The organism is Stenotrophomonas sp. Ste86 (genome assembly GCF_024519465.1).
Classification (GTDB): domain Bacteria; phylum Pseudomonadota; class Gammaproteobacteria; order Xanthomonadales; family Xanthomonadaceae; genus Stenotrophomonas.
On the sequence record NZ_JALJRW010000010.1, the window covers coordinates 39,122 to 59,846 of the forward strand.

Genomic DNA, 20,725 nt, shown 5'->3' on the forward strand with positions numbered 1-20,725 from the left:
ATGGACATGACCCTGAGCCAGACACCGCTTCGCACCCTGTTGCTTCGTCATGCCGGCGCCGGTGTGGCGGCCGTGCTGCTGACCCTTGCGCCGGCGATGGCGCAAACGGCATCACCGCCTGCCAGCATCCAGTGCGACGCGGAGAGCTGCCGCAACGCCGACGGCCTGCTGCTGCGCATCGCCGACGACGCCGAAGCCCCGGTCCTGCCGTTGCCCGGTCGTCTCGCTCCGGCGCCAGCCGAGGCGGTGCCGCTGACGCCAGCGACCACGCCCGATGTGGCGGCACCGGGCGGCCAGTTCATGGCCGAGCTGCCCAACGGTGGCGTGGTGTGGGCCACCGAAGATCCCACCATGGTGCCGCCCAGCCTGAGCGTGCAGGCGGCAGCGACGGTACCGTTCGAGAACGGCCGGGTGATCCGCCCGCTGCGTTTCCACAGCTACAACAACTACGCCTCCTTCATCCAGAAACTGGAGGTCACCCTGTACCGCGGCACCGATACCGACCTGGTCACGCCGCTGGCGCGTATCACGCTGCCGTCGGACTATGTCGGCGATGCCGAGTGGAACGGCGAGATGCCGGGCAACATCAAGCTGCGCACCGGCGATGAGCTGATCTACGTCGCGCGCGCCTACGGCGCCGGCGGGTCGTTCGATGAAACCCGCATCCAGCGCATCCAGCTGGTGACCCCGGCCGATTTCGACCGTGGCCTGCAGATCACCCGCGAAAACGTGCAGAAGACCCTGGGCCAGGCACTGGACGGCGACAGTGCGCAGGACCTGCAGCTGAGCAACAGCATCTACGGACAGAGCACGCTGCGCCTGCAGAACATTCCCATCCACGGCTCGCGCGTGCGCCTGTACGGCCGCAACCTCGAACCGAACAGCCGGGTGCGCATCAACGGCCAGGACTTCCCGGTCGACCTGGAGCAGAAGTTCGCCGCCGAGTTCCTTGAGCCGGTCGGCCAGCATCGCTACGACGTCAGCGTGGAATCGCGCGATGCGCCGTCGGCGCGGCGACAGCTGGACGTGGATGTCACCGGTCGCTATCTGTTCCTGGTCGCCATCGCCGATGTCACCGTCTCCAAAAACAGCGCCAGCGGCAACCTGCAGCCACTGGCCGCCGATGATCGCGACGACGACGGCTTCCTCAGCGAGGGGCGGCTGGCGTTCTACCTCAAGGGCAAGATGCGCGGCAAATACTTGGTGACCGCACAGGCCGATACCCAGGACCGCGAGCTCAAGTACCTGTTCCGCGATTTCACCCAGGCCGACGCGCAGGACGTGTTCCGCCGCCTCGACCCGGACCTGTATTACCCGGTGTACGGCGACGATTCCACCACCTACCGCGACGTGGACACGCAGGGGCGCCTGTACCTGCGCGTGGACTGGGACCAGAGCCAGGCGCTTTGGGGCAACTACGCCACCGGCATCACCGGCACCGAATATGGCCAGTACGTGCGCTCGCTGTACGGCGGTGCGTTGAACTGGCGCTCGCTGGCCGCCACCCCGCTGGGTGATGCGCGCTCGCAGCTGAAGCTGTTCGGCTCCGAGGCGCAGTCCGCGCCGGGCCACAGCGAGTTCCTCGGCACCGGCGGCAGCCTCTACTACCTGCGCCACACCGACGTGCTGCCCGGCTCGGAGCAGGTGGTGCTGGAAGTACGCGACCGTACCACCGGCCGCACCGAAACCCGCGCCAGCCTGCAGGAAGGCGTGGACTACGAAATCGACAACCTGCAGGGCCGCCTGATCCTGACCCGCCCGCTGGCCCAGCTCACCCGCGAGAATGTCCGCAGCATCACCCGCGACATGCCGCTGGATGGCTACGACCAGCTGCTGCTGGTGGATTACGAATACGTGCCGCTGGGCTTCAGCAGCGACGATGTCACCTACGGTGCGCGCGGGCGGCAGTGGATCGGCGACCACGTGGCGATCGGCGGCACCTGGATCGACGAGAACCGCAGCGGTGAGAACTACAGCCTCAAGGGCGCCGACCTGACCCTGCAGGCCGGGCGTGGCACCTACCTGAAGGTCGAGCAGACCCGCACCGACGCCACCGCCGCACCGGTGTTCTACTCGGACAACGGCGGCCTGAGCTTCATCCGCCGCAACCCGTACGAAGGTCGGCGCTCGGGCACGGCCAGCGCGGTGGAAGCGCGCGCCAACCTGCGCGAACTGGGCTGGACCGCCCGCGACTGGAGCGTGGGCGCGTGGTGGCGCGACGTGGATGCCGGCTTCTCGGTAGCCCGCCAGGACACCGGCCAGCCGATCCAGGAATACGGTGCGGAATTCCTCGGCTACCTCACCGACGATCTCAGCCTGTATGGCCGGCATACCCGTACCGAGCAGGGTGACCTTGCGCTGGAGCAGAGCCAGCTCACCGCCGAGTGGCGGCTGGGCAACGACGGCCAGCTCACCGGCGAACTGCGCCGCGTGCGCGAAGAGCAGGAACGGCAGGACGTGTCCGCGCTGCTGGCGGCGATCGGGTATCGGCAGCGCTTCGGCTCGTCATGGGAGCTGTACGGCACCGGCCAGGTGACCCTGGATGACGACGGCGGCGCGTACGAGAAGAACGACCTGCTCACCCTCGGTGCGCGTTATCTGTTCGGTGATCGCAGCAGCGTCGGCGCGGAAGTGAGCGGCGGCAGCCGCGGCCATGGCGCCAAGGTCGATGGCGAATACCGCATGGCCCCGGACCACAGCCTGTACGGCAGCTACAGCTACAGCACCGATCGCACCGGCACCGATCCGTTGTTCGACACCGGCCTGCAGAGTGGCTGGACGCTGGGCCAGCGCTGGCGGTTGAGCAACCAGGTCAACGTCTACAACGAAAGCCAGTACCTCAAGGATCGCCGCCAAGACAACGCCGGGCTGGTGCACACCTTCGGCATGGACTTCTATCCCGCGCAGGGCTGGAACCTGGGCTTCACCGTCATGGATGGCGAACTGGATTCAACCGTCGGCCGTATCGACCGCCGCGCCTACAGCGTCAGTGGCGGGCGTACCGATGCGGTGGCGCAGTGGAGCAGCAAGCTGGAGTACCGCCGCGACAGCGGTGCCGAGCAGCGCGAGCAGTGGGTGACCACCAACCGCCTGCTGTACAAGCTCAACGAAGACTGGCGTTTCGCGCTGCGGGCCAACTATGCCGACACCGACGACCGCATCAATCCGCTGGCCGATGCCAAGCTGGTGGAAACCAACGTGGGCTTCGCCTGGCGTCCGCACGACAGCACCGGCTGGGCGGGCTTCGGCAAGTTCACCTATCTCTACGACGTGGCCTCGCTGGGCCAGGAAGGTGGCAACCTGTATGACCAGCGTTCGCAGGTGCTGTCGCTGGAAGGCATTCGCCAGCTCGGCGCGCGCTGGGAACTGGCCGGCAAGCTGGCCTCGCGCTGGGGCGACTACCGCACCGGTCGCGGCGAGGGCGCCTGGCTGGACAGCCGCGCCGACTTCGCCGCCCTGCAGCTGCGCTATCGCCTGTTCGAGAAGTGGGAAGGGTTGGCCGAACACCGCTGGTTGAAGGTGCGCGACGGTGGCGTGCGCAAGGGCTGGCTGGTGGGGCTGGATCGACGGGTAGGGGAGAACTTCAAGGTCGGAGTGGGCTACAACTTCACCGAGTTCAGCGATGACATGACCGAGCTGCGGTATGACCAGAAGGGGTTCTTCTTGAATATGGCGGGGTATTACTAGGCGTCGGTGGTGGTCTTCGCTGGGCTGTTGGTAGAGCCGGGCCATGCCCGGCTGGGCCGCCGACCCACCATGCCTCGGTCAATCACGTTGGGGTGTGGATCCGGCCATGCCGGGCTGGGCTTCTGACCCACCTGGCGTTGGCTGACTTGCCATGCCAGGTGGCTTCGTCCTTCTCTGGCCTGCCACGCATCCATCTTCGGCATTGACTGGCCTGCCACGCATCCATCTTCGGCATTGACTGGCCTGCCACGCATGGCGTGGCACTACCGGAGATGGCGGCTTCGGCGGTCGGTTCGGTTCGCTGTTGGTAGAGCCGGGCCATGCCCGGCTGGGGGCTTCGGCGGTCGGCTTCGGTTCGCTGTTGGTAGAGCCGGGCCATGCCCGGCTGGGGCCACCGAACCACCATGCCTCGGTCAATCACGTTGGGGTGTGGATCCGGCCATGCCGGGCTGGGCTACCGACCCACCCGGCGTTGGCCGGCTTGCCATGCATGTGGCTTCGGGATTGTCTGGCCTGCCACGTATCCATCTTCGGCATTGCCTGGCCTGCCACGCATGGCGTGGCACTACCGGAGATGGCGGCTTCGGCGGTCGGCTTCGGTTCGCTGTTGGTAGAGCCGGGCCATGCCCGGCTGGGCCACCGACCAAGACTGCATCGCCTCGGGCCTTCGGAGGCGGCGTGCCTGAACATCGGGCAACCTTTTCCGGCTGAATGGGCGACGGCGGCGAGCCCGTTCAGCCAGAAAACACGCTCCATCGTCTCATTAAACAGATCAAGCTATTGATTTAAAAGGATTGTTTTCCCAATCCACCCCCTCTCGCCAGTGTCATCATTTCGCGGTACGTTAGACGAGTGATCGGTGCCAGCGTCCCATTAACAGAACGCTGGAACTTCTTTCCCCTTTAGCAGTCCAAATGCCGGACTGCTAAGATGAGTGCTATGAGCCAGAACACCTCTACTGCCCTTGTGGCAAACAATCTCCCGATTCCCAGTGCGCTCGGTTCGCTGGACGCCTACATCGGTGCCGTGCACCAGATCCCGGTGCTGTCGGTCGATGACGAGCAGGATCTGGCCCGTCGCTTCCGCGACGAGCTGGATCTGGACGCCGCGCGCGAACTGGTCCATTCCCACCTGCGCTTCGTAGTGCACGTGGCCCGTGGCTACAACGGCTACGGCCTTGCGCTGGGCGACCTCATCCAGGAAGGCAACATCGGCCTGATGAAGGCCGTGAAGCGTTTCGACCCGGACATGGGCGTGCGCCTGGTGTCGTTCGCGGTGCACTGGATCCGTGCGGAAATGCACGAGTTCATCCTCAAGAACTGGCGCATCGTCAAGGTCGCCACCACCAAGGCGCAGCGCAAGCTGTTCTTCAACCTGCGCAAGTCCAAGACCCGCCTGGGCTGGATGAACGCGGCCGAAGTACGCGCGGTGGCCAAGGACCTGAACGTCTCCGAGCGCGAAGTGCTGGAAATGGAATCGCGCCTGTCCGGTCGCGATATCGGTTTCGACGCGCCCAGCGATGAAGACAACGAAAACGCGCCGCCGTCGCCGGCCGCCTACCTGGTGGCCGACGCGGAAGATCCGTCGATGGCCTACGAGCGCGCCGACAGCGAAGACAACAAGCTGCAGCTGCTGCGCGAAGGCATGGCCGAACTGGATGCGCGCTCGCGCGACATCATCCGCCGCCGCTGGCTGGACGCGGACAGCAAGGTGACGCTGCAGGAGCTGGCCGACGAGTACGGCGTGTCGGCCGAACGCATCCGCCAGGTCGAAGCGAACGCGCTGAAGAAGATGAAGGCGCTGTTTACCGCTTGAGTGACTGAGTCGTTGACTAACGTTAAATAATTTCAGCAACGTGATAATACATGTCACGTTCGCTGATGTGATTCACGATCCGATGCCAGTTCTCTGGCATCGGATTTTTTTTGCTTAGCCGAATTCGAAGCAGCCTTCTAACGATAGAGAAACCCGACTGACTGCTCCGGCATTCCAATCGTCTTGGTACTCGTGGCCGCGTGACGGGAATGCCTTGCAGACCTGCTTGTTGCGAGCTACGCGCCTGTCATCTTTGTGATATGAATTCGGAGCCTCAGGCGGAGGCTCTTTCAGGGAATGGAAAGGATGGCAGGATTTAACAATGGCGGCGACGACTTGGTCTTTGCGAGCCATGGGAAAAATAAGAAGGTTATTCCAGCGTCGACTTCGCTACTCGCCTTGCTGTGCTACGCGATGGTGATCGTCCTGTCATCGATTTGGCCTGCTAGCGCCCAGACGGTCACCTATATACATACCGATGCTCTAGGTTCGGTCGTGGCTGAGTCTGACGCAAGCGGAAATGTGACCAGGAGATATGACTACGAGGCCTATGGGGCGGTCGTGGGCGACGAGGTTCCTAATGGGCCTGGTTACACCGGGCATGTGAGTGATCCGGCTACCGGCCTGAGCTACATGCAGCAGCGTTACATGGATCCGCAGTTGGGCGTCTTCCTGTCGGTAGATCCCGTGTCTGCATATCAGCAGCCTGTGGTGCAGTTCAACCGGTACCGATACGCAAACGGGAACCCATACAGGTTTACAGACCCGGACGGGCGAAACGCTGCAGCTTTGGTGCCATTGCTGATCATACCAATCGTGGTTGGCGCTACGTACTACGCGACGACGACACCGGAGCGACGTGCTGAACTTGGCAACAAGTTGGAGGGGGCTATAAAGGGCTTGGTGCAAAAGGCCGAGCCGGCTACTCCGGAACCTGCACTTCAGGACGGCGGGTCGATAGCGGGCGATACAAAGACGGGAAGCGAAGGAGGGACAAGTGGAAAAGCCGTGGGTGGCGAGCGGGGAACCATTTACGTTGATTCGAAAGGCAACGCCATCCCGACACCTCCGGGTGGCAAGATTGAAGGCTAACCAGATGGGCGGTTTGTACAAGCCAAGGGCCCTGACGGCAGTCCGACTGGGGTTCGGATCGATGGCGGCCACAAACCTTCTACTCATCCCGATCCAAGAGCACAGCAACCTCATGGTCATGTGCCGGGTGTCACCAACGCCGACGGCACCCCATGGCTCCCGTTGAAGAAATAGGAGAAAATTGATGCTGAACGATCAAGATGTGGAACAGAGTATTTATTACGCGACAATGCTTGTCAGGCGTTTCGTATGTTGCGAAATTTCTGCACGTTCATTCGTTGAGAACTACGGGAACTTTTACTACTACGAGGCTCTGGATGGTCATGAGGCCTCCAGTGCACTGAATCCTGCGGAGTTGGCAAAGCTAAAGTTCGCGGTCGAGCTCCACCGACGGATACAAGAGCAGGTGGTAAATGCCTTGGTACTTGATTCACCGCTCTCTGCCGAAGCATTGAAGGCGGCAGGCAGGTTGCTTGAGCCTGATGCACGTGCTCACGCGCAGTCGATTTGCGCCGAAGTCGGCCTTGACGCTCTCCTTGCGTCGATGAGCGTGGAGCAGGACGCCGGCCGGATGGCCCCATGATGGATGGTGGCTCCTGATTTCTACGTCTGGTCGGCGCCGGGACGGAAAATCATGCGCTGACTGCAAGCCAGCGCATGAGACTATCCAGGGCTCAACCGCGCTCCCGCGCGATCGCCCGCCAACCGATGTCGTTGCGGTGGAACTCGTTTTCCCAGCTGACCGCGGCAACGCCGGCGTACGCGTTGGCCTGCGCATCGCCTACGCTGTCACCCAGCGCCGCCACGCACAGCACCCGGCCGCCCGCGCTCAGCACCTGGCCCTGCGCGTCCAGTACCGTGCCCGCATGGAACACCTTGGCGCTCGTCGGCACCGCATCCAGCCCGTGGATCACATCGCCGGTGATCGGGGTTTCCGGGTAGGGCGATGCGGCCATGACCACGCCCAGCGACGGACGCCGATCCCACTGCGCTTCCACCGCGTGCAGGCGTGCATCGATGGCCGCGTCGAGCAGGTCCACCAGGTCCGACTGCAGGCGCAGCATCACCGGCTGGGTTTCCGGGTCGCCGAAGCGCACGTTGAATTCGATCACCTTCGGCGCGCCGTCGGCATCGATCATCAGGCCTGCATAGAGGAAGCCGGTGAACGGAATGCCGTCGGCGATCATGCCCTGCACGGTCGGGTTGACCACCTCGCGCATCACGCGGGCGTGCACCTCATCGGTCACCACCGGGGCCGGCGAGTACGCGCCCATGCCGCCGGTGTTGGGGCCGGTGTCGCCGTCGCCGACCCGCTTGTGGTCCTGCGAGGTGGCCATCGGCAGCGCGGTGGTACCGTCCACCATCGAGATGAAGCTGGCTTCCTCGCCGTCGAGGAATTCCTCGATCACCACGCGTGCGCCGGCATCGCCGAACGCGTTGCCCGAGAGCATGTCGCGCACGGCGTCCTCGGCCTCGGCCAGGGTCATCGCCACGATCACGCCCTTGCCGGCGGCCAGGCCGTCGGCCTTGACCACGATCGGCGCGCCCTTCTCGCGGATATAGGCCAGCGCCGGTGCCACCTCGGTGTGCACCGCGTAGAACGCGGTGGGGATGTTGTGGCGGGCCAGGAAGTCCTTGGCGTAGGCCTTGCTGCCCTCCAGCTGGGCGGCGGCGGCGGTCGGCCCGAAGATGCGGTGGCCAGCGGCGCGGAAGCGGTCGACCACGCCCGCCACCAGCGGCACTTCCGGGCCGACCACGGTCAGGCCGATGCCTTCGGCGGCAGCCAGGGCCAGCAGGCCGTCCAGGTCGGTGACCTTGACCGGCACGTTGCGGCACTTGGCTTCGGTCGCGGTGCCGGCGTTGCCGGGGGCCACCAGGACCTCGCGCACCTTCGCGGACTGGGCCAGCTTCCAGGCCAGGGCGTGTTCACGGCCGCCGGCGCCGATGACCAGGATCTTCAATGCACTTCTCGCGTAAGGGGGCAGGACCGCGATTTTACGCGGTGCGGGCCGGTGCTGCATGGCACCGGGCCAAGGCGTGGTTACCCCTCGCAGTCCTCTCGCTGCAGGTCGGCGGGCACCGCATAGCGACGCGTGCCCGGTTCGTACTCCAGCCGGTGGTCCTGCCGTCCATCGCCGCTGCAGCCCTGGCCGCGGCCGCGTACCGTCAGCGGCCAATACCCGGCCACGTCAGCGCCGCTGCCCACGGCAATGGCGAAATCCAGGTCGAGGGTCGGCGCATCGCAGGGCGTTGTCGCTTTCCCGCAGTCCGTGGCGGCGCGGTTGTCGATGTGTTCGTACAGCACTGCGACCTCGCGCAGGCGATCGTCGTGCACGGCGATGTAACTGCGCGATACCGTTGCGGTGCCGCGATGGAGCCCGGCATGGGTAATGCGGAAAGCGTGGCGCTGCGGACCGAGCTGATCGATCTGGACCGTACCGGGCGCGCCCCTGCGGCCGTACTGGCCCTGCAGCCGTTGCGCGATCACCCACAGCGGTCGGTCGACGCCGAGAGTCTCGGAGAACGCACGCTCGTTCTCGTCCTTGCCGAACAGCGGCGTCTGCCCATCGCGCAGCACGTACAGATCCACCCGGCCGGGTTCGACGCTGGCCGCGTCATCCAGGGTCTGGCACACCGCCAGCAGGTGCTGCACATGGCCATCTGTGTCGATCGTGGCACGTGCACAGACCTGGCGCGTGACCGGGCGCTGCGCTTGCACGTCGGTGTCGTCCCAGCGATCCTGCCAGGGCGCGTCCAGCCGGGCACTGGCGCCGTAGCGATCGTGCAGGAATTCCAGCAGGCGCTGCGCATCGGTACCGCTGGGGTAAAGCGTGTCCTCCACCGCCACCGTGCTGTCCAACACCCGGCGGGGCGTGTCGTTGACGGCAGGTGGGTCGCCGCAGCCGGCCAGCAGCGCAGGCAGCGCGAGCGCCAGCAGCCACCGGCATGCGCGACGCCCGCGCGTCACTGACAGCTTTCGCGCTGCAACGCTTCGGGGAACGTGTAGGTCCAGGTTTTGGCATCCAGGCTGAACCGATGCTCGGCGCGCACTTGTTTGCCGCCGCAGCCGCTGCCGGTTTCTTCGATCACCAGCGGCCAGGTGCGGGCGCTGCGGTCGCTGTCATCGAAACGGTAGGCGAACGCAATGTTGAACATCCGGGTGCGGCATTCTTCGGCAAAGTCGGCATCGTCGCAGTCGTAGGCGGCGCTGTTGTCGATATGGCTGCGCAGGGAGCCGGCGTCGACCAGGCCCTTCGGACCGGGCAGGATCAGCGTCTGCGTTTCCAGGGAGTAACCCTGGCCGTACCAGCCACTCTCGTTGCGGAAGCCGTAGAAGTCGCTGCCGGCGCGGATCACCTGCACCGTGCCGGGACGACCGCTGCTGCCGTAGGTGCCGCCGGTGAGTTCGGCGGCTACCTCGAAGCTGTCGCCGCTTGGGCGCAGCACGTAGAAATCGATCGTGCCGGGGTCGGCATGGCCGGCGTCCGCCAGCTCGCCGCATACCGCCAGCAGCTGCTGCCAGCTGTCACCACTCACCACCGGCTGCTCGGCACAGACCTGCAGATCGGTCGGGCGGCTCTCGTCGTCCTGGGTCCACTGGCCGCGCCACTGTTCGGAGAGCCGGGCGGCCTTGCCGTAGCGCGCGGTCAGGAACGCCTGCAGCCGCGCGGTGCGGCTGACATGGGCGACCGGCGCGGCAGGCGCAGCCGCAGGAGCGGCCGTTGCCGCCGGTTGCGCCGGGGCGGGGTCGGCGGCCGGCTTGCAACCGGCCAGGACCGCGCTGGCGCCGATGGCCAGCGCGAGCAGGGACTTCAGGGGTGATGCGGACATCCGTGTCGCTCCTTGGATCAATGCCGGAAGTGGCGTACGCCGGTGAACACCATCGCCAGGCCGTGCTCGTCGGCCGCCGCGATCACCTCGTTGTCGCGCATCGAGCCACCCGGCTGGATCACCGCCTTGATGCCGGCGGCGGCCGCGGCATCGATGCCGTCGCGGAACGGGAAGAACGCATCGGAGGCCATCACCGAGCCCTCCACCACCAGGTTCGCATCGGCCGCCTTGATGCCGGCGATGCGCGCCGAGTACACCCGGCTCATCTGGCCGGCACCGACACCGATGGTGCGGTTGTCGCGGGCGTAGACGATCGCATTGGATTTGACGAACTTGGCGACCTTCCAGGCGAACAGCAGGTCGGCGAACTGCTTGTCGGTCGGTGCGAGCTTGCTCACGACCTTCAGTTCGTCACGGCTCATGCCACGGTTGTCGGAGGACTGCACCAGCAGGCCCGAACCAATGCGCTTGGTGTCGTACTGGTTGCGACCGTCGCCATGCGGGATGCGCAGCACGCGCACGTTGGCTTTCTTCTGTGCATATTCCAGCGCGGCCGGCTCGAAGTCCGGGGCGATCAGCACTTCCACGAACTGGCGGTCCAGGATCACCTGGGCGGTGGCGGCATCCAGCGGTGTGTTGAAGGCGATGATGCCGCCGAATGCGCTGGTCGGGTCGGTCGCATAGGCCAGCTCGTAGGCATCGCCGTTGCCGGCGCCCACGGCCACGCCGCACGGATTGGCGTGCTTGACGATGACGCAGGCCGGCACGTCGAACTGGCGTACGCACTCCCATGCGGCATCGGCGTCGGCCAGGTTGTTGTAGCTCAGTTCCTTGCCCTGCAGCTGCTGGAAGGTCGCCAGCGTGCCGGCCACCGGGGACAGGTCGCGGTAGAACGCGCCGCTCTGGTGCGGGTTCTCGCCGTAGCGCAGGTCCATCACCTTGGCGAAGCTTGCATTCATCTGTGCCGGGAATTCAGTACGGACCGGCACGGCGGTGTCGGTGGTGGCCACCGCCGAGAGGTAGTTGCTGATCGCCGCGTCGTACTGGGCCACGCGGTTGAACGCGGCCACCGAGAAGGCGAAGCGCTTGGCCGCCGACAGCTGGCCATCGTGGGCGGCCAGCTCGGCCAGCAGTTCGGCGTACTGCGATGGGTCGGTCGCCACGGCGACGCGGGCGAAGTTCTTGGCCGCCGAACGCAGCATCGCCGGGCCACCGATGTCGATGTTCTCAACGGCGTCTTCCAGCGTGCAGTCGGCCTTGGCCGTCACCGACTCGAACGGGTACAGATTGAGCACCAGCAGGTCGATCGCGCCGATGCCGTGTTCGGCCATCACCGCCTCGTCCAGCCCGGCGCGGCCGAGCAGGCCACCGTGCACCAGCGGATGCAGGGTCTTGACCCGGCCGTCCATCATTTCCGGGAAGCCGGTGACATCGGCCACGTCCTTGACCGCCAGGCCGGCCTCGCGGATCGCCTTGGCGGTGCCGCCGGTGGACAGCAGCTCCACGTTGCGGGCGGCCAGGGCACGGGCGAGGTCGATCAGACCGGTTTTGTCGGAAACAGACAGGAGGGCCCGGCGAACGGGCAACAGATCAGCAGTCATGGGGACAGGGCAATCGGCAGCGGAGCGGGGCCGATATTGTAGGCGGTGGGGGCCGGCGAGGGGGCCGCCCGGCGGATATCGACGCCGCCGGCCGCGTCCGGCACAGCCGCCGGGCCGGCCACGGGCCAGGCGCTGTGTGGCCCGGCGTGGCCTGACGGCGGGAAGCACCAGCGCTGGCCGGAAGCGCGGGGCGATAGGGTAGGCTGCGCGTTCTGCCAGGGATTTGCAGGTCCAGATCGTGTCGACAGCAACAGGGAAGGGGGTGCTGCTTGCCGGCATTGCGGCGTGGGCCAGCCTGATGGGCGCCGCGCAGGCGCAGGACGCAGCCAGCGTGGCCGAGGCGCCGGTGCGGGTGGTGGACGTGGCGATGGCAGCGGCGTCGGCGCGCGACGCCTCGGGCGCCGACGCGCCGGCCGATGCCGACGGGACCAGCAGCGAGGATCTGGAGCAGCAGGCCAACGCGGCCTACGAGGCGCAGGACTGGCCCGTCGCCAGGCGGCTGATCGACCAGGCCATCGTTCTGGATCCGCAGCAGGCCCGCCTGTACCGCCTGAAGGCCTACATCGCCGCGGCGACCGACGACAACGCCGGGGTACTGGCCGCCGCCGCACAGGCGCTGCAGGCCGCCCCGGCCGACGCCGAAAGCCTGCAGCTGCAGGGCACCGCCAAGGCCAAGACCGGCAACACCGCGGGCGCGCTGGCCGACTACGCGGCGGCGCTCCAGGCCGGTGGCCACGCCAGCAGCCTGTTCCGCAATTACCTGTTCCTGCTCAACCAGCAGCACGACAACGCGCGCATGTTGGAGGTGTTCGCCGCCTACGAGCGGGCCTATCGCGCTGACCCGGAGAGCACCGGGCAGGAGGCCGACATCCTCTTCCACGCCGCGCAGGCGTATCACCACCTGGGCCAGCCACGGCGCGCGCTGGAGCTGCTGGACCAGGCGATCGCGCAATCGCCGCAGGTGGCCGGCTACTACGGCAACCGCGCACTGGCCCAGCACGCGCTGGGCCGGTCCAGCCAGTCGCTGGCCGATGATGGCCAGGCCATGCGGCTGGCGCCGACCGAACCGCTGTATCCCTACAACCGTGGCGTGACCCGATTGGACATGGGCGACGCGGCCGGCGCGCTGCAGGACTTCAAGGCGGCCCTGGCGCTGGGCAAGGAGGATGCCGATACCTGGCTCAACATCGGCGTAGTCCAGGAGCGGCTCGGCCGCACCCGCGAAGCGCTGGCCGCCTACGACCGTGCGCTGGCAAAGGACCCGCGCAACCCGCGGGTGTTGACCAACCGGCTGTCGCTGCTGGGCCAGGGCGGCAAGGGCGACCGTGCGGCCGTGGCCGCGCAGGCCGGTGCGCTGCCGGCAGAAAACCAGGCGCAGCTGCTGTTCAACCAGGGCCAGGCGCAGACCCGGGCAGGGCAGTGGCAGGCCGCGGCGGACCTGTTCGCGCAGGCGGTGCGGCTGGATCCCGGCCTGGATACCGGCTGGCTCAACCTGGGCGTGGCGCAGGCCAGGCTGGGGCAGCACCAACGCGCGCTGGACACGTTCAACGACTACATCCAGCGCGCCCCGCTCAAGACCATCGGCCTGCTCAACCGCGCCAATGTGCTGCATGAACTCGGCGATGATGGCGCGGCCGAGAAGGACCTGCTGCGAGCCGCAGAGCTGGAGCCAGGCAACCTGGACATACAGCAGCGCCTGGCCTACCACTACAGCCGCACCGGGCAGACCGACAAGGCGCGGCGTTACTACGCCCAACTGGTGACGCTGCCCGGCAACCTGTCGCCTGATGCCTTCATCAACTACGCGGCCATGCTGCTGCAGCTGGGCGATACCCGCGAGGCGGCGGTCGTGGCCGGCAACGGCGTGGCACGCTTCCCCGACAACTATGGCCTGCGCCTCAACCAGGGCAGTGCACTGGGTGACAGCGGCCAGCATGCCCTGGCGGTGGACGCCTACCGCGCGGCGATGCGGCTGCAGCCCAAGCGCCTGGACGCGCACTTCAACCTGGGCAACCTGTACCTGCAGCAGCTCAAGCAGCCGCGCAAGGCCGTGCAGGAATACCGCACCGCGCTGACACTGCAGTCGGCGCCTGACCTGGACGCTACCGCGCAGCGCGAACAGCGCATGAGCATCCATCTCAACCTGGCCAGCGCGCTCAGCGACAGTGGCGATGCCGCCGGCGCACGCGCCGCACTGCAGGCCGGCATCGACGAAGCGCCCGAGGACTACCGCCCGTGGTTCAACCGTGCCGCGATGGCCTTGTCCGCCGGCGACCCCGCGGCGGCCACGCCCGACTTCGAGGCGGCGTGGGTGCGCCTGGACGCACTGCAACGCGCGCAGCCGCCGCAGGCGCAGCCTGACCTGGACCTGCTGGAGCACGCTGGCTACGTACTGTTCCACCTGGGCCGCACCGGCGAGGCTGCCCTGCGCATGCAACAGCTGCTGCAGGCGCAGCCGGACAACATCGACGCGCAGCGCAACTACGGCTTCATGCTGCTGGACCTGGGCCGCCCGCAGGACGCAAAGCGCCTGTTCGAGCAGGCCTTCACCCGCGAGCCGGACGACGTGGACGGTTGGCTGGGGCTGCTGGCGTGCGCGATGCTCGACAGCGACCCTGCCCACCTGACCCGCCTGAAGCAGCAGTTCGGCCAGCGCTTCGACGGCCGCTACCGGTTGTCCGACGATCTGCCGACCCGGCTGATGCGCAACGAAGGCTATTGGTATTCACCGCGCTTCGTGCAGCTGTGGCGGCAACTGATGGCAGCAGGATGAGCGCACCCGGCAACGAGGCAAGTCCCTGCCGTGGCAGGCACCCATACAGTGGAACAGGTCAGGAGAACGTTGCGGTATGTCGATCTATGCATTGAAGGGGCGTTTCCAGGATCTGCTGCGCCCGGGCGTACGGGGTCTGTACCGGGCGGGCGTTACCGCCAACATGGTGACCGTCGCTGCCGCCGTGGTGTCGCTGGCCGTGGCGGTCGCGGTCTACGCGTGGGCACCGGCGCAGCCGCTGTGGTACCTGGCGTTGCCGGTATGGATGCTGCTGCGCATGGCACTCAATGCCGTGGACGGCATGCTGGCGCGCGAGTTCGGCCAGCAGTCGCGGCTGGGGGCTTACCTCAATGAACTGTGCGATGTCCTGGCCGATGCGGCCCTGTACCTGAGCCTGCTCAGCCTGCCCGGGGTCGATCCGACCGCGATCTGGGTGCTGACGTGGCTTGCGGCGGTTTGCGAGTACGCTGGCGTCCTGGGGCTGATGGTGGGGGCCAGTCGGCGCTACGACGGACCCATGGGGAAAAGTGACCGCGCCTTCGTGATCGGCCTGGTCGGCGTGCTGCTTGCAGTGGGCTGGATCGGCGGAGCGGTGGTGAGCGGCGTGGCGTGGGTGGCAGCGGCGCTGTGCCTGCTGACCGCGTGGCGGCGGATGCGCAACGGATTGGCGGAGCAGGCCTGATCGGCACTGCGGGCAGACACACAACGGAGTAAGGCATGCGCGTACAGGAACACCTGCAATTCCACAGCTTCGATGGCCAACCGCTGTTTTACCGGCATTGGCCGGCTGCCTCGTCCGCCGCGCCGCGCCGTGCGCTGGTGCTGCTGCACCGCGGCCATGAGCACTCCGGCCGCGTCGCCCACCTGGTGGACGAACTGGACCTGCCCGACACCGAGGTATTCGCCTGGGATGCGCGCGGCAATGGCCAGTCGCCCGGTGAGCGTGGCGATGCGCCGGGCTTCGAGGCGCTGGTGCGTGACCTGGACAGCTTCATCGCGCACATCGGCCAGCAGCATGGCATCGGTGTGGAAGACATCGCGATCATCGCCCAGAGCGTCGGCGCGGTGGTCGCTGCGACCTGGGTGCACGATTACGCACCGCCGCTACGTGCGCTGGTGCTCGCATCGCCGGCGTTCAAGGTCAAGCTGTACGTGCCGCTGGCGGTGCCCGGGCTGAAGCTGATGCAGAAGCTGCGTGGCAACTTCTTCGTCAACAGCTACGTCAAGCCGCAGTGGCTCACCCATGATCCCGGGCGCGTGGAAAGCTACCGCACCGATCCGTTGATCACCCGACCGATCTCGGTCCGGGTGCTGCTTGGCCTGTACGAGGCCGCCGACCGCGTGGTCGGCGATGCGCAGGCGATCACCGTGCCAACCCAGCTGCTGGTGTCCGGCGCGGATTTCGTGGTGCATCGTGCGCCGCAGGACCGCTTCTACGAGCGCCTGTCCTCGCCGATCAAGGAACGCCACCTGCTGCCGGGTTTCTTCCACGACACCCTGGGCGAACGTGACCGCGCGCCAGCCATCTCCTCCATCCGCCGTTTCATCAGCGAGCGCTTCGCCCAGCCGCTGGTACGACCCAGCCTGCGCGACGCGCATCGCCACGGGCCGACTTTCGACGAGGCCGAAATCCTGTCCTGGCCGCCGCAGCGCAACAGCGCCAAGGACGCCTACTGGCGCTTCACCCGCGCCGGGCTGCGCTTCGGCGGCAGGCTGTCCGAAGGCATCGCGCTGGGGCTGGAGAGCGGCTTCGACTCGGGCAGCACGCTGGACTACATCTATCGCGACCAGGCGCGCGGCAGCGGACCGCTGGGCCGCATGATCGACCGCAACTACCTGGACGCGATCGGCTGGCGCGGCATCCGCATCCGCCGTACCCACGTGCGCGAGCTGCTGCAGCTGGCCGCCCTGCACCTGCATGGCGAAGGTCGCCCGGTGCGGGTGCTGGACGTGGCCGCCGGCCACGGTCGTTACGTGCTCGACGCGCTGGCACAGGGTGAACACCGTGCGGAGGCGATCACCCTGCGCGATTTCAGCGAGCGCAACGTCATCGACGGTCGCAAGCTGATCAGCGCGTTCGGCGCCGACGACATCGCCACTTTCGAGCAGGGCGATGCATTCGACGCGGCCTCGCTGGCGGCGCTGCCGGTGGCGCCGACGCTGTCCACGGTATCGGGCCTGTATGAACTGTTTGCCGATAATGACGCGGTGCTGCGCTCGCTGCAGGGCATCGCCGCGGCGATGCGCGAAGGCGGCTACCTGGTCTACACCGGCCAGCCCTGGCACCCGCAGCTGGAGTTCATCGCCCGTGCGCTGACCAGCCACCGCGAAGGCGCGGCCTGGGTGATGCGGCGCCGCACCCAGCAGGAAATGGACGAACTGGTGCGCCTGGCCGGCTTTGAGAAAGTCACCCAGCGCATCGACCGCTTCGGCATCTTCACCGTCTCGTTGGCACGGCGGGTGCTGCCATGACCGAGGGCGCGCGGCCATGGCGACGCGCGTTGGTCTGGCTGGCGCTGCTGGGGCCATTCTTCTTCCTCAGCTACGGCCTGGCCAATGCGATGGCCGGGCGCCTGCCGTACGTGCCCTCGATCGTGTTCGACTGGGAAGCGAAGATCCCGTTCCAGGCCTGGACCATCGTCCCGTACTGGTCCATCGACCTGTTCTACGTGGCGTCGTTCTTTATCTGTACCCAGCGCGCCGAACTGGACATGCACGCGCGGCGGTTGTTCACCGCGCAGTTGCTGTCGGTGGGCTGCTTCCTGCTGTGGCCGCTGCGCTTCAGCCTGGAGCGCCCGGAGACCGGCGGCGTGTTCGGCTGGCTGTTCGACGTGCTGCTGGGCTTCGACAAACCCTTCAACCAGGCACCGTCGCTGCACATCGTGCTGCTGGTGGTGCTGTGGGTGCGCTTTGAGCAGCACCTGCGTGGATGGTGGCGCAGCGCACTGCATGTGTGGTTCGCGCTGATCGGTATTTCCGTGCTGACCACCTGGCAGCACCACTTCGTCGATGTGCCTACCGGCGTGGCCGTGGGCTGGCTGTGCGTATGGCTGTGGCCGGTGCACGGACGCTCGCCGCTAGCCCACTGGCAGTGGACGGCCGATGCTGCGCGCTGGCGGCTGGCCGCGCTGTACGCACTGGGCAGCGCGCTGTGCGCCTCGCTGGCGCTGACCTTCAGTGGCTGGGTGCTGTGGCTGGGCTGGCCGGCGCTGTCGCTTGCGCTGGTTGCACTGGGCTATGCGGCGTTGGGCACGGCGGTATTCCAGAAGCAGGAAGACGGGCGCCTGAGCATGGCCGCGCGCTGGTTGCTGGCGCCATACCTGTTGGCGGCGTGGTTGAACGCGCGCTGGTGGACGCGACGTGCGCCGCAGCCGCAGCTGGTGATCGATGGGGTGTGGCTGGGGCGCATGCCCGATGCCGGTGCGGTGCTGACGATGCCGACCGTGGTCGATGTCTGCGCCGAGCTGCCGTTCCGCAGCAGCGTGCGCCATTACCGCAGCGTGCCGATGCTGGACCTGGCCACGCCCTCACCGGACGCCCTGCGCCGCGCCGCCGATGCGATCACGCACGGGCATCGGCGTGGACAGGTGCTGGTGTGCTGCGCGTTGGGCTATTCACGCAGTGCCGCAGCGGTGGCGACCTGGCTGTGCCGCAGCGGCCATGCCGACAGCGCCGATGCGGCGATCCGGCTGCTCCGCCTGGATTGTCCGTGGATCGTGCTGCATGAACGGCATCGCGCTGCGATCGCACTGGCGGTGCAGCCGCAGCACGCCCACGATGCGCCGGGGGTGCAGGCATGAGCACGGCGATGCAGGTGCAGGCGATGGCCGCGCTGCTGCGCCAGGCGCGCATTCCGGCGGTGATTTCCACGCTGCTTGCGGCGACCGCACTGGCACTGTTGCTGCTGGCGCCGCGCAGTATGCCGGTGGTGGCAATCGCGCTGCTGTCGCTGCTGGCCGGCGTGGGCCAGGCGTACTTCGCTGCACGGATCGGCTTCGACCGTGCACTGCTGGACGGCCTGCTGGCCGCGCATCCGGATGCCGCACCGGGACCGATCGACGATGCGCTGCAGGCCTTGGGCCTGCGCGATGCGGTGCCACCCACGCGTGGTTGGCCTGCGCGCTGGCAGGGCATGCGCGGTCTGCTGCGCGGGCAGGGCGCGTGCGTACTGCTGCAGGCGCTGACGCTGCTGGCCGCGCTGTGGCTGCGGATATCCGGATGACTCACGCAAGGGATGCAATCACGATGAGGGCAGGACATGCTGGCTGATCTGGTGGCACGCAGCTGCAGTGGCGCGATCCGCGCACTGACCGGCGCGCGCGCATTGTGGCAGGGCTGTGCACCGTCCAGCGACCATCGCGTGTACTACGGCAACCACGCCAGCCACGGCGATTTCGTGCTGATCTGGTCGGCGTTGCCGATCACCCTGCGGCGCCAGGTCCGCCCGGTGGCAGCGGCCGATTACTGGCAGCGCGACGGCCTGCGCCGCTACCTGATCCACGCGGTGTTCAATGGCGTGCTGATCGAGCGCGATGCGGCCAAGCGCGACCACGATCCCATCGCCTGCCTGTGCCAGGCGGTGGACGAAGGCAACTCGCTGATCCTGTTCCCCGAGGGCACGCGCAATACCGAAGAGGGGGTGTTGCCGTTCAAGAGCGGCATCTACCACCTGGCCCGGCAGCGCCCGGAGCTGGAGTTCGTGCCGGTGTGGATCGACAACCTCAAGCGGGTCATGCCCAAGGGCCGCTGGTTGCCGTTGCCGCTGCTGTGCACCACCACCTTCGGCGAGCCGCTGCGGCTGAAGGCCGATGAGGACAAGGACCGCTTCCTGGAGCGTGCCCGGGTGTCGCTGCTGGCGCTGGATCCGCAGCCGCGCAGGCAGCGCGCATGATGGCCGGGCAGGGGATGCTGCTGTTTTCCAGCCTGGCCAGCGATATCGCGCAGCTGTCCACGCACGCGCAGACCCGGCTGTTGTTTGCCGGTATCGCGGCGGTACTGGTGGTGGCCACGGTCATCGCCGAGACCCTGCGCTGGCGCGCGCGCCATGCGCCCAGCACGGTGCTGGCCAACCTGGTCTCGCGCATCCGCGCGTGGTGGGTGATGGCCGCGGTGGTCGCGCTGGCGTTCTTCTTCGGACGCACCGGGGTGGTGGTGCTGTTTGCGGTGGTGTCGCTGTTCGCGCTGCGCGAGTTCATCACGCTCACGCCCACCCGTGCCGGCGACTACTACGCGCTGCTGGCCGCCTTCTACGTGGTGCTGCCGTGGCAGTACTGGCTGGTGTGGACTGACTGGTACGGCATGTACACGCTGCTGATCCCGGTCTATGCGTTCCTGTTCCTGCCGATCCTGGCCACCATCGGCGGAGACACCACCGATTACCTGGAGCGCACGTCCAAGGTGCAGTGGGGCCTGATGATCTGCGTGTTCTGCATCTCCCACGTGCCGGCGCTGCTGAACCTGAAGCTGGCCGGGGTGGAGCCGGCGCGCAACCTGCTGCTGTTCGCTTTCCTGGTGATCGTGGTGCAGTCCTCGGACGTGCTGCAGTACATCTGGGGCAAGCTGATCGGCAAGCGCCTGATCGCACCGAAGCTGTCGCCGTCCAAGACCGTGGAAGGTTTCATCGGTGGGGTGCTGTCGGCCAGCGCGCTGGGCGCGGCGCTGTGGTGGCTGACCCCGTTCACGCCGTGGCAGGCGTTCGGGATGTCGCTGGCGGTCAACCTGATGGGGTTCTGGGGCGGCTTGGTGATGTCGGCGATCAAGCGCGATCGCGGCATCAAGGACTGGGGCCACATGATCGAGGGCCACGGCGGCATGCTCGATCGACTGGATTCGGTGTGCTTCGCCGCGCCGGTGTTCTTCCACCTGGTGCGGTACTTCTGGAGCGCGTGAGGCGTATCGGGCAAACCGTCGATGCGCGTCTCCAGCG

Annotated in this window: 15 protein-coding genes; 11 read left to right on the top strand and 4 right to left on the bottom strand. The window is 67.1% G+C overall.

Annotated elements, in window-relative coordinates; all coding sequences use genetic code 11:
* From NR101_RS10765 to NR101_RS10785, 4 genes are all read left to right on the top strand, one after another.
* Positions 1-3,687: a TonB-dependent receptor gene (locus tag NR101_RS10765; RefSeq protein WP_256776675.1), complete on the top strand. Its 3,687-nt coding sequence runs from the start codon at positions 1-3 to the stop codon at positions 3,685-3,687.
* 939 nt (positions 3,688-4,626) lie between these two features.
* Positions 4,627-5,502: an RNA polymerase sigma factor RpoH gene (gene rpoH, locus NR101_RS10770; RefSeq protein WP_038685839.1), complete on the top strand. Its 876-nt coding sequence runs from the start codon at positions 4,627-4,629 to the stop codon at positions 5,500-5,502.
* A gap of 306 nt (positions 5,503-5,808) precedes the next feature.
* The gene (locus NR101_RS19010) at positions 5,809-6,594 is read left to right on the top strand and encodes an RHS repeat-associated core domain-containing protein (protein ID WP_306175498.1); all 786 of its coding nucleotides are present in this window, start codon (positions 5,809-5,811) and stop codon (positions 6,592-6,594) included.
* Between the two features lie 184 nt (positions 6,595-6,778).
* The gene (locus NR101_RS10785) at positions 6,779-7,177 is read left to right on the top strand and encodes a hypothetical protein (RefSeq protein WP_256776674.1); all 399 of its coding nucleotides are present in this window, start codon (positions 6,779-6,781) and stop codon (positions 7,175-7,177) included.
* 91 nt (positions 7,178-7,268) lie between these two features.
* Here the strand turns inward: NR101_RS10785 and purD are convergent, their stop codons facing one another.
* The 4 genes from purD to purH form a co-directional block, all read right to left on the bottom strand.
* Entirely contained in the window at positions 7,269-8,555 is a 1,287-nt protein-coding gene (purD, locus tag NR101_RS10790) for a phosphoribosylamine--glycine ligase (RefSeq protein ID WP_256776673.1), read from the bottom strand.
* 80 nt (positions 8,556-8,635) lie between these two features.
* Positions 8,636-9,562 (bottom strand): hypothetical protein, encoded by a 927-nt coding sequence (locus tag NR101_RS10795; protein WP_256776672.1) that lies wholly within the window; start codon positions 9,560-9,562, stop codon positions 8,636-8,638.
* Entirely contained in the window at positions 9,559-10,425 is an 867-nt protein-coding gene (locus tag NR101_RS10800) for a hypothetical protein (RefSeq protein WP_256776671.1), read from the bottom strand. Before NR101_RS10800 ends, NR101_RS10795 begins: the two co-directional genes overlap by 4 nt.
* A 17-nt stretch (positions 10,426-10,442) precedes the next feature.
* Positions 10,443-12,026 carry a bifunctional phosphoribosylaminoimidazolecarboxamide formyltransferase/IMP cyclohydrolase gene (gene purH / locus NR101_RS10805; protein WP_256776670.1) on the bottom strand — a complete coding sequence of 528 codons (1,584 nt, stop codon included), beginning with the start codon at positions 12,024-12,026 and terminating at the stop codon, positions 10,443-10,445.
* A 238-nt stretch (positions 12,027-12,264) separates the two neighbouring features.
* On the opposite strand from purH, the gene NR101_RS10810 reads away from it, so the two are divergent.
* From NR101_RS10810 to NR101_RS10840, 7 genes are all read left to right on the top strand, one after another.
* Positions 12,265-14,799, top strand: a complete 2,535-nt coding sequence (locus NR101_RS10810) for a tetratricopeptide repeat protein (RefSeq protein ID WP_256776669.1) — start codon at positions 12,265-12,267, stop codon at positions 14,797-14,799.
* Between the two features lie 76 nt (positions 14,800-14,875).
* Positions 14,876-15,481 carry a CDP-alcohol phosphatidyltransferase family protein gene (locus NR101_RS10815; RefSeq protein ID WP_256776668.1) on the top strand — a complete coding sequence of 202 codons (606 nt, stop codon included), beginning with the start codon at positions 14,876-14,878 and terminating at the stop codon, positions 15,479-15,481.
* Positions 15,482-15,516: 35 nt separating this feature from the next.
* Positions 15,517-17,271: a bifunctional alpha/beta hydrolase/class I SAM-dependent methyltransferase gene (locus NR101_RS10820; protein ID WP_256776667.1), complete on the top strand. Its 1,755-nt coding sequence runs from the start codon at positions 15,517-15,519 to the stop codon at positions 17,269-17,271.
* Entirely contained in the window at positions 17,268-18,599 is a 1,332-nt protein-coding gene (locus NR101_RS10825) for a phosphatase PAP2/dual specificity phosphatase family protein (protein ID WP_256776666.1), read from the top strand. The genes NR101_RS10820 and NR101_RS10825 overlap by 4 nt, the downstream gene beginning before the upstream one ends.
* Positions 18,596-19,021, top strand: coding sequence for a hypothetical protein (locus NR101_RS10830; protein WP_256776665.1), 426 nt, complete (start codon positions 18,596-18,598; stop codon positions 19,019-19,021). Before NR101_RS10825 ends, NR101_RS10830 begins: the two co-directional genes overlap by 4 nt.
* Positions 19,022-19,057: 36 nt before the next feature.
* Entirely contained in the window at positions 19,058-19,690 is a 633-nt protein-coding gene (locus tag NR101_RS10835) for a lysophospholipid acyltransferase family protein (RefSeq protein ID WP_256776664.1), read from the top strand.
* 14 nt (positions 19,691-19,704) lie between these two features.
* Entirely contained in the window at positions 19,705-20,688 is a 984-nt protein-coding gene (locus NR101_RS10840) for a phosphatidate cytidylyltransferase (RefSeq protein ID WP_256776663.1), read from the top strand.
* The last annotated feature ends 37 nt before the right edge of the window (positions 20,689-20,725 follow it).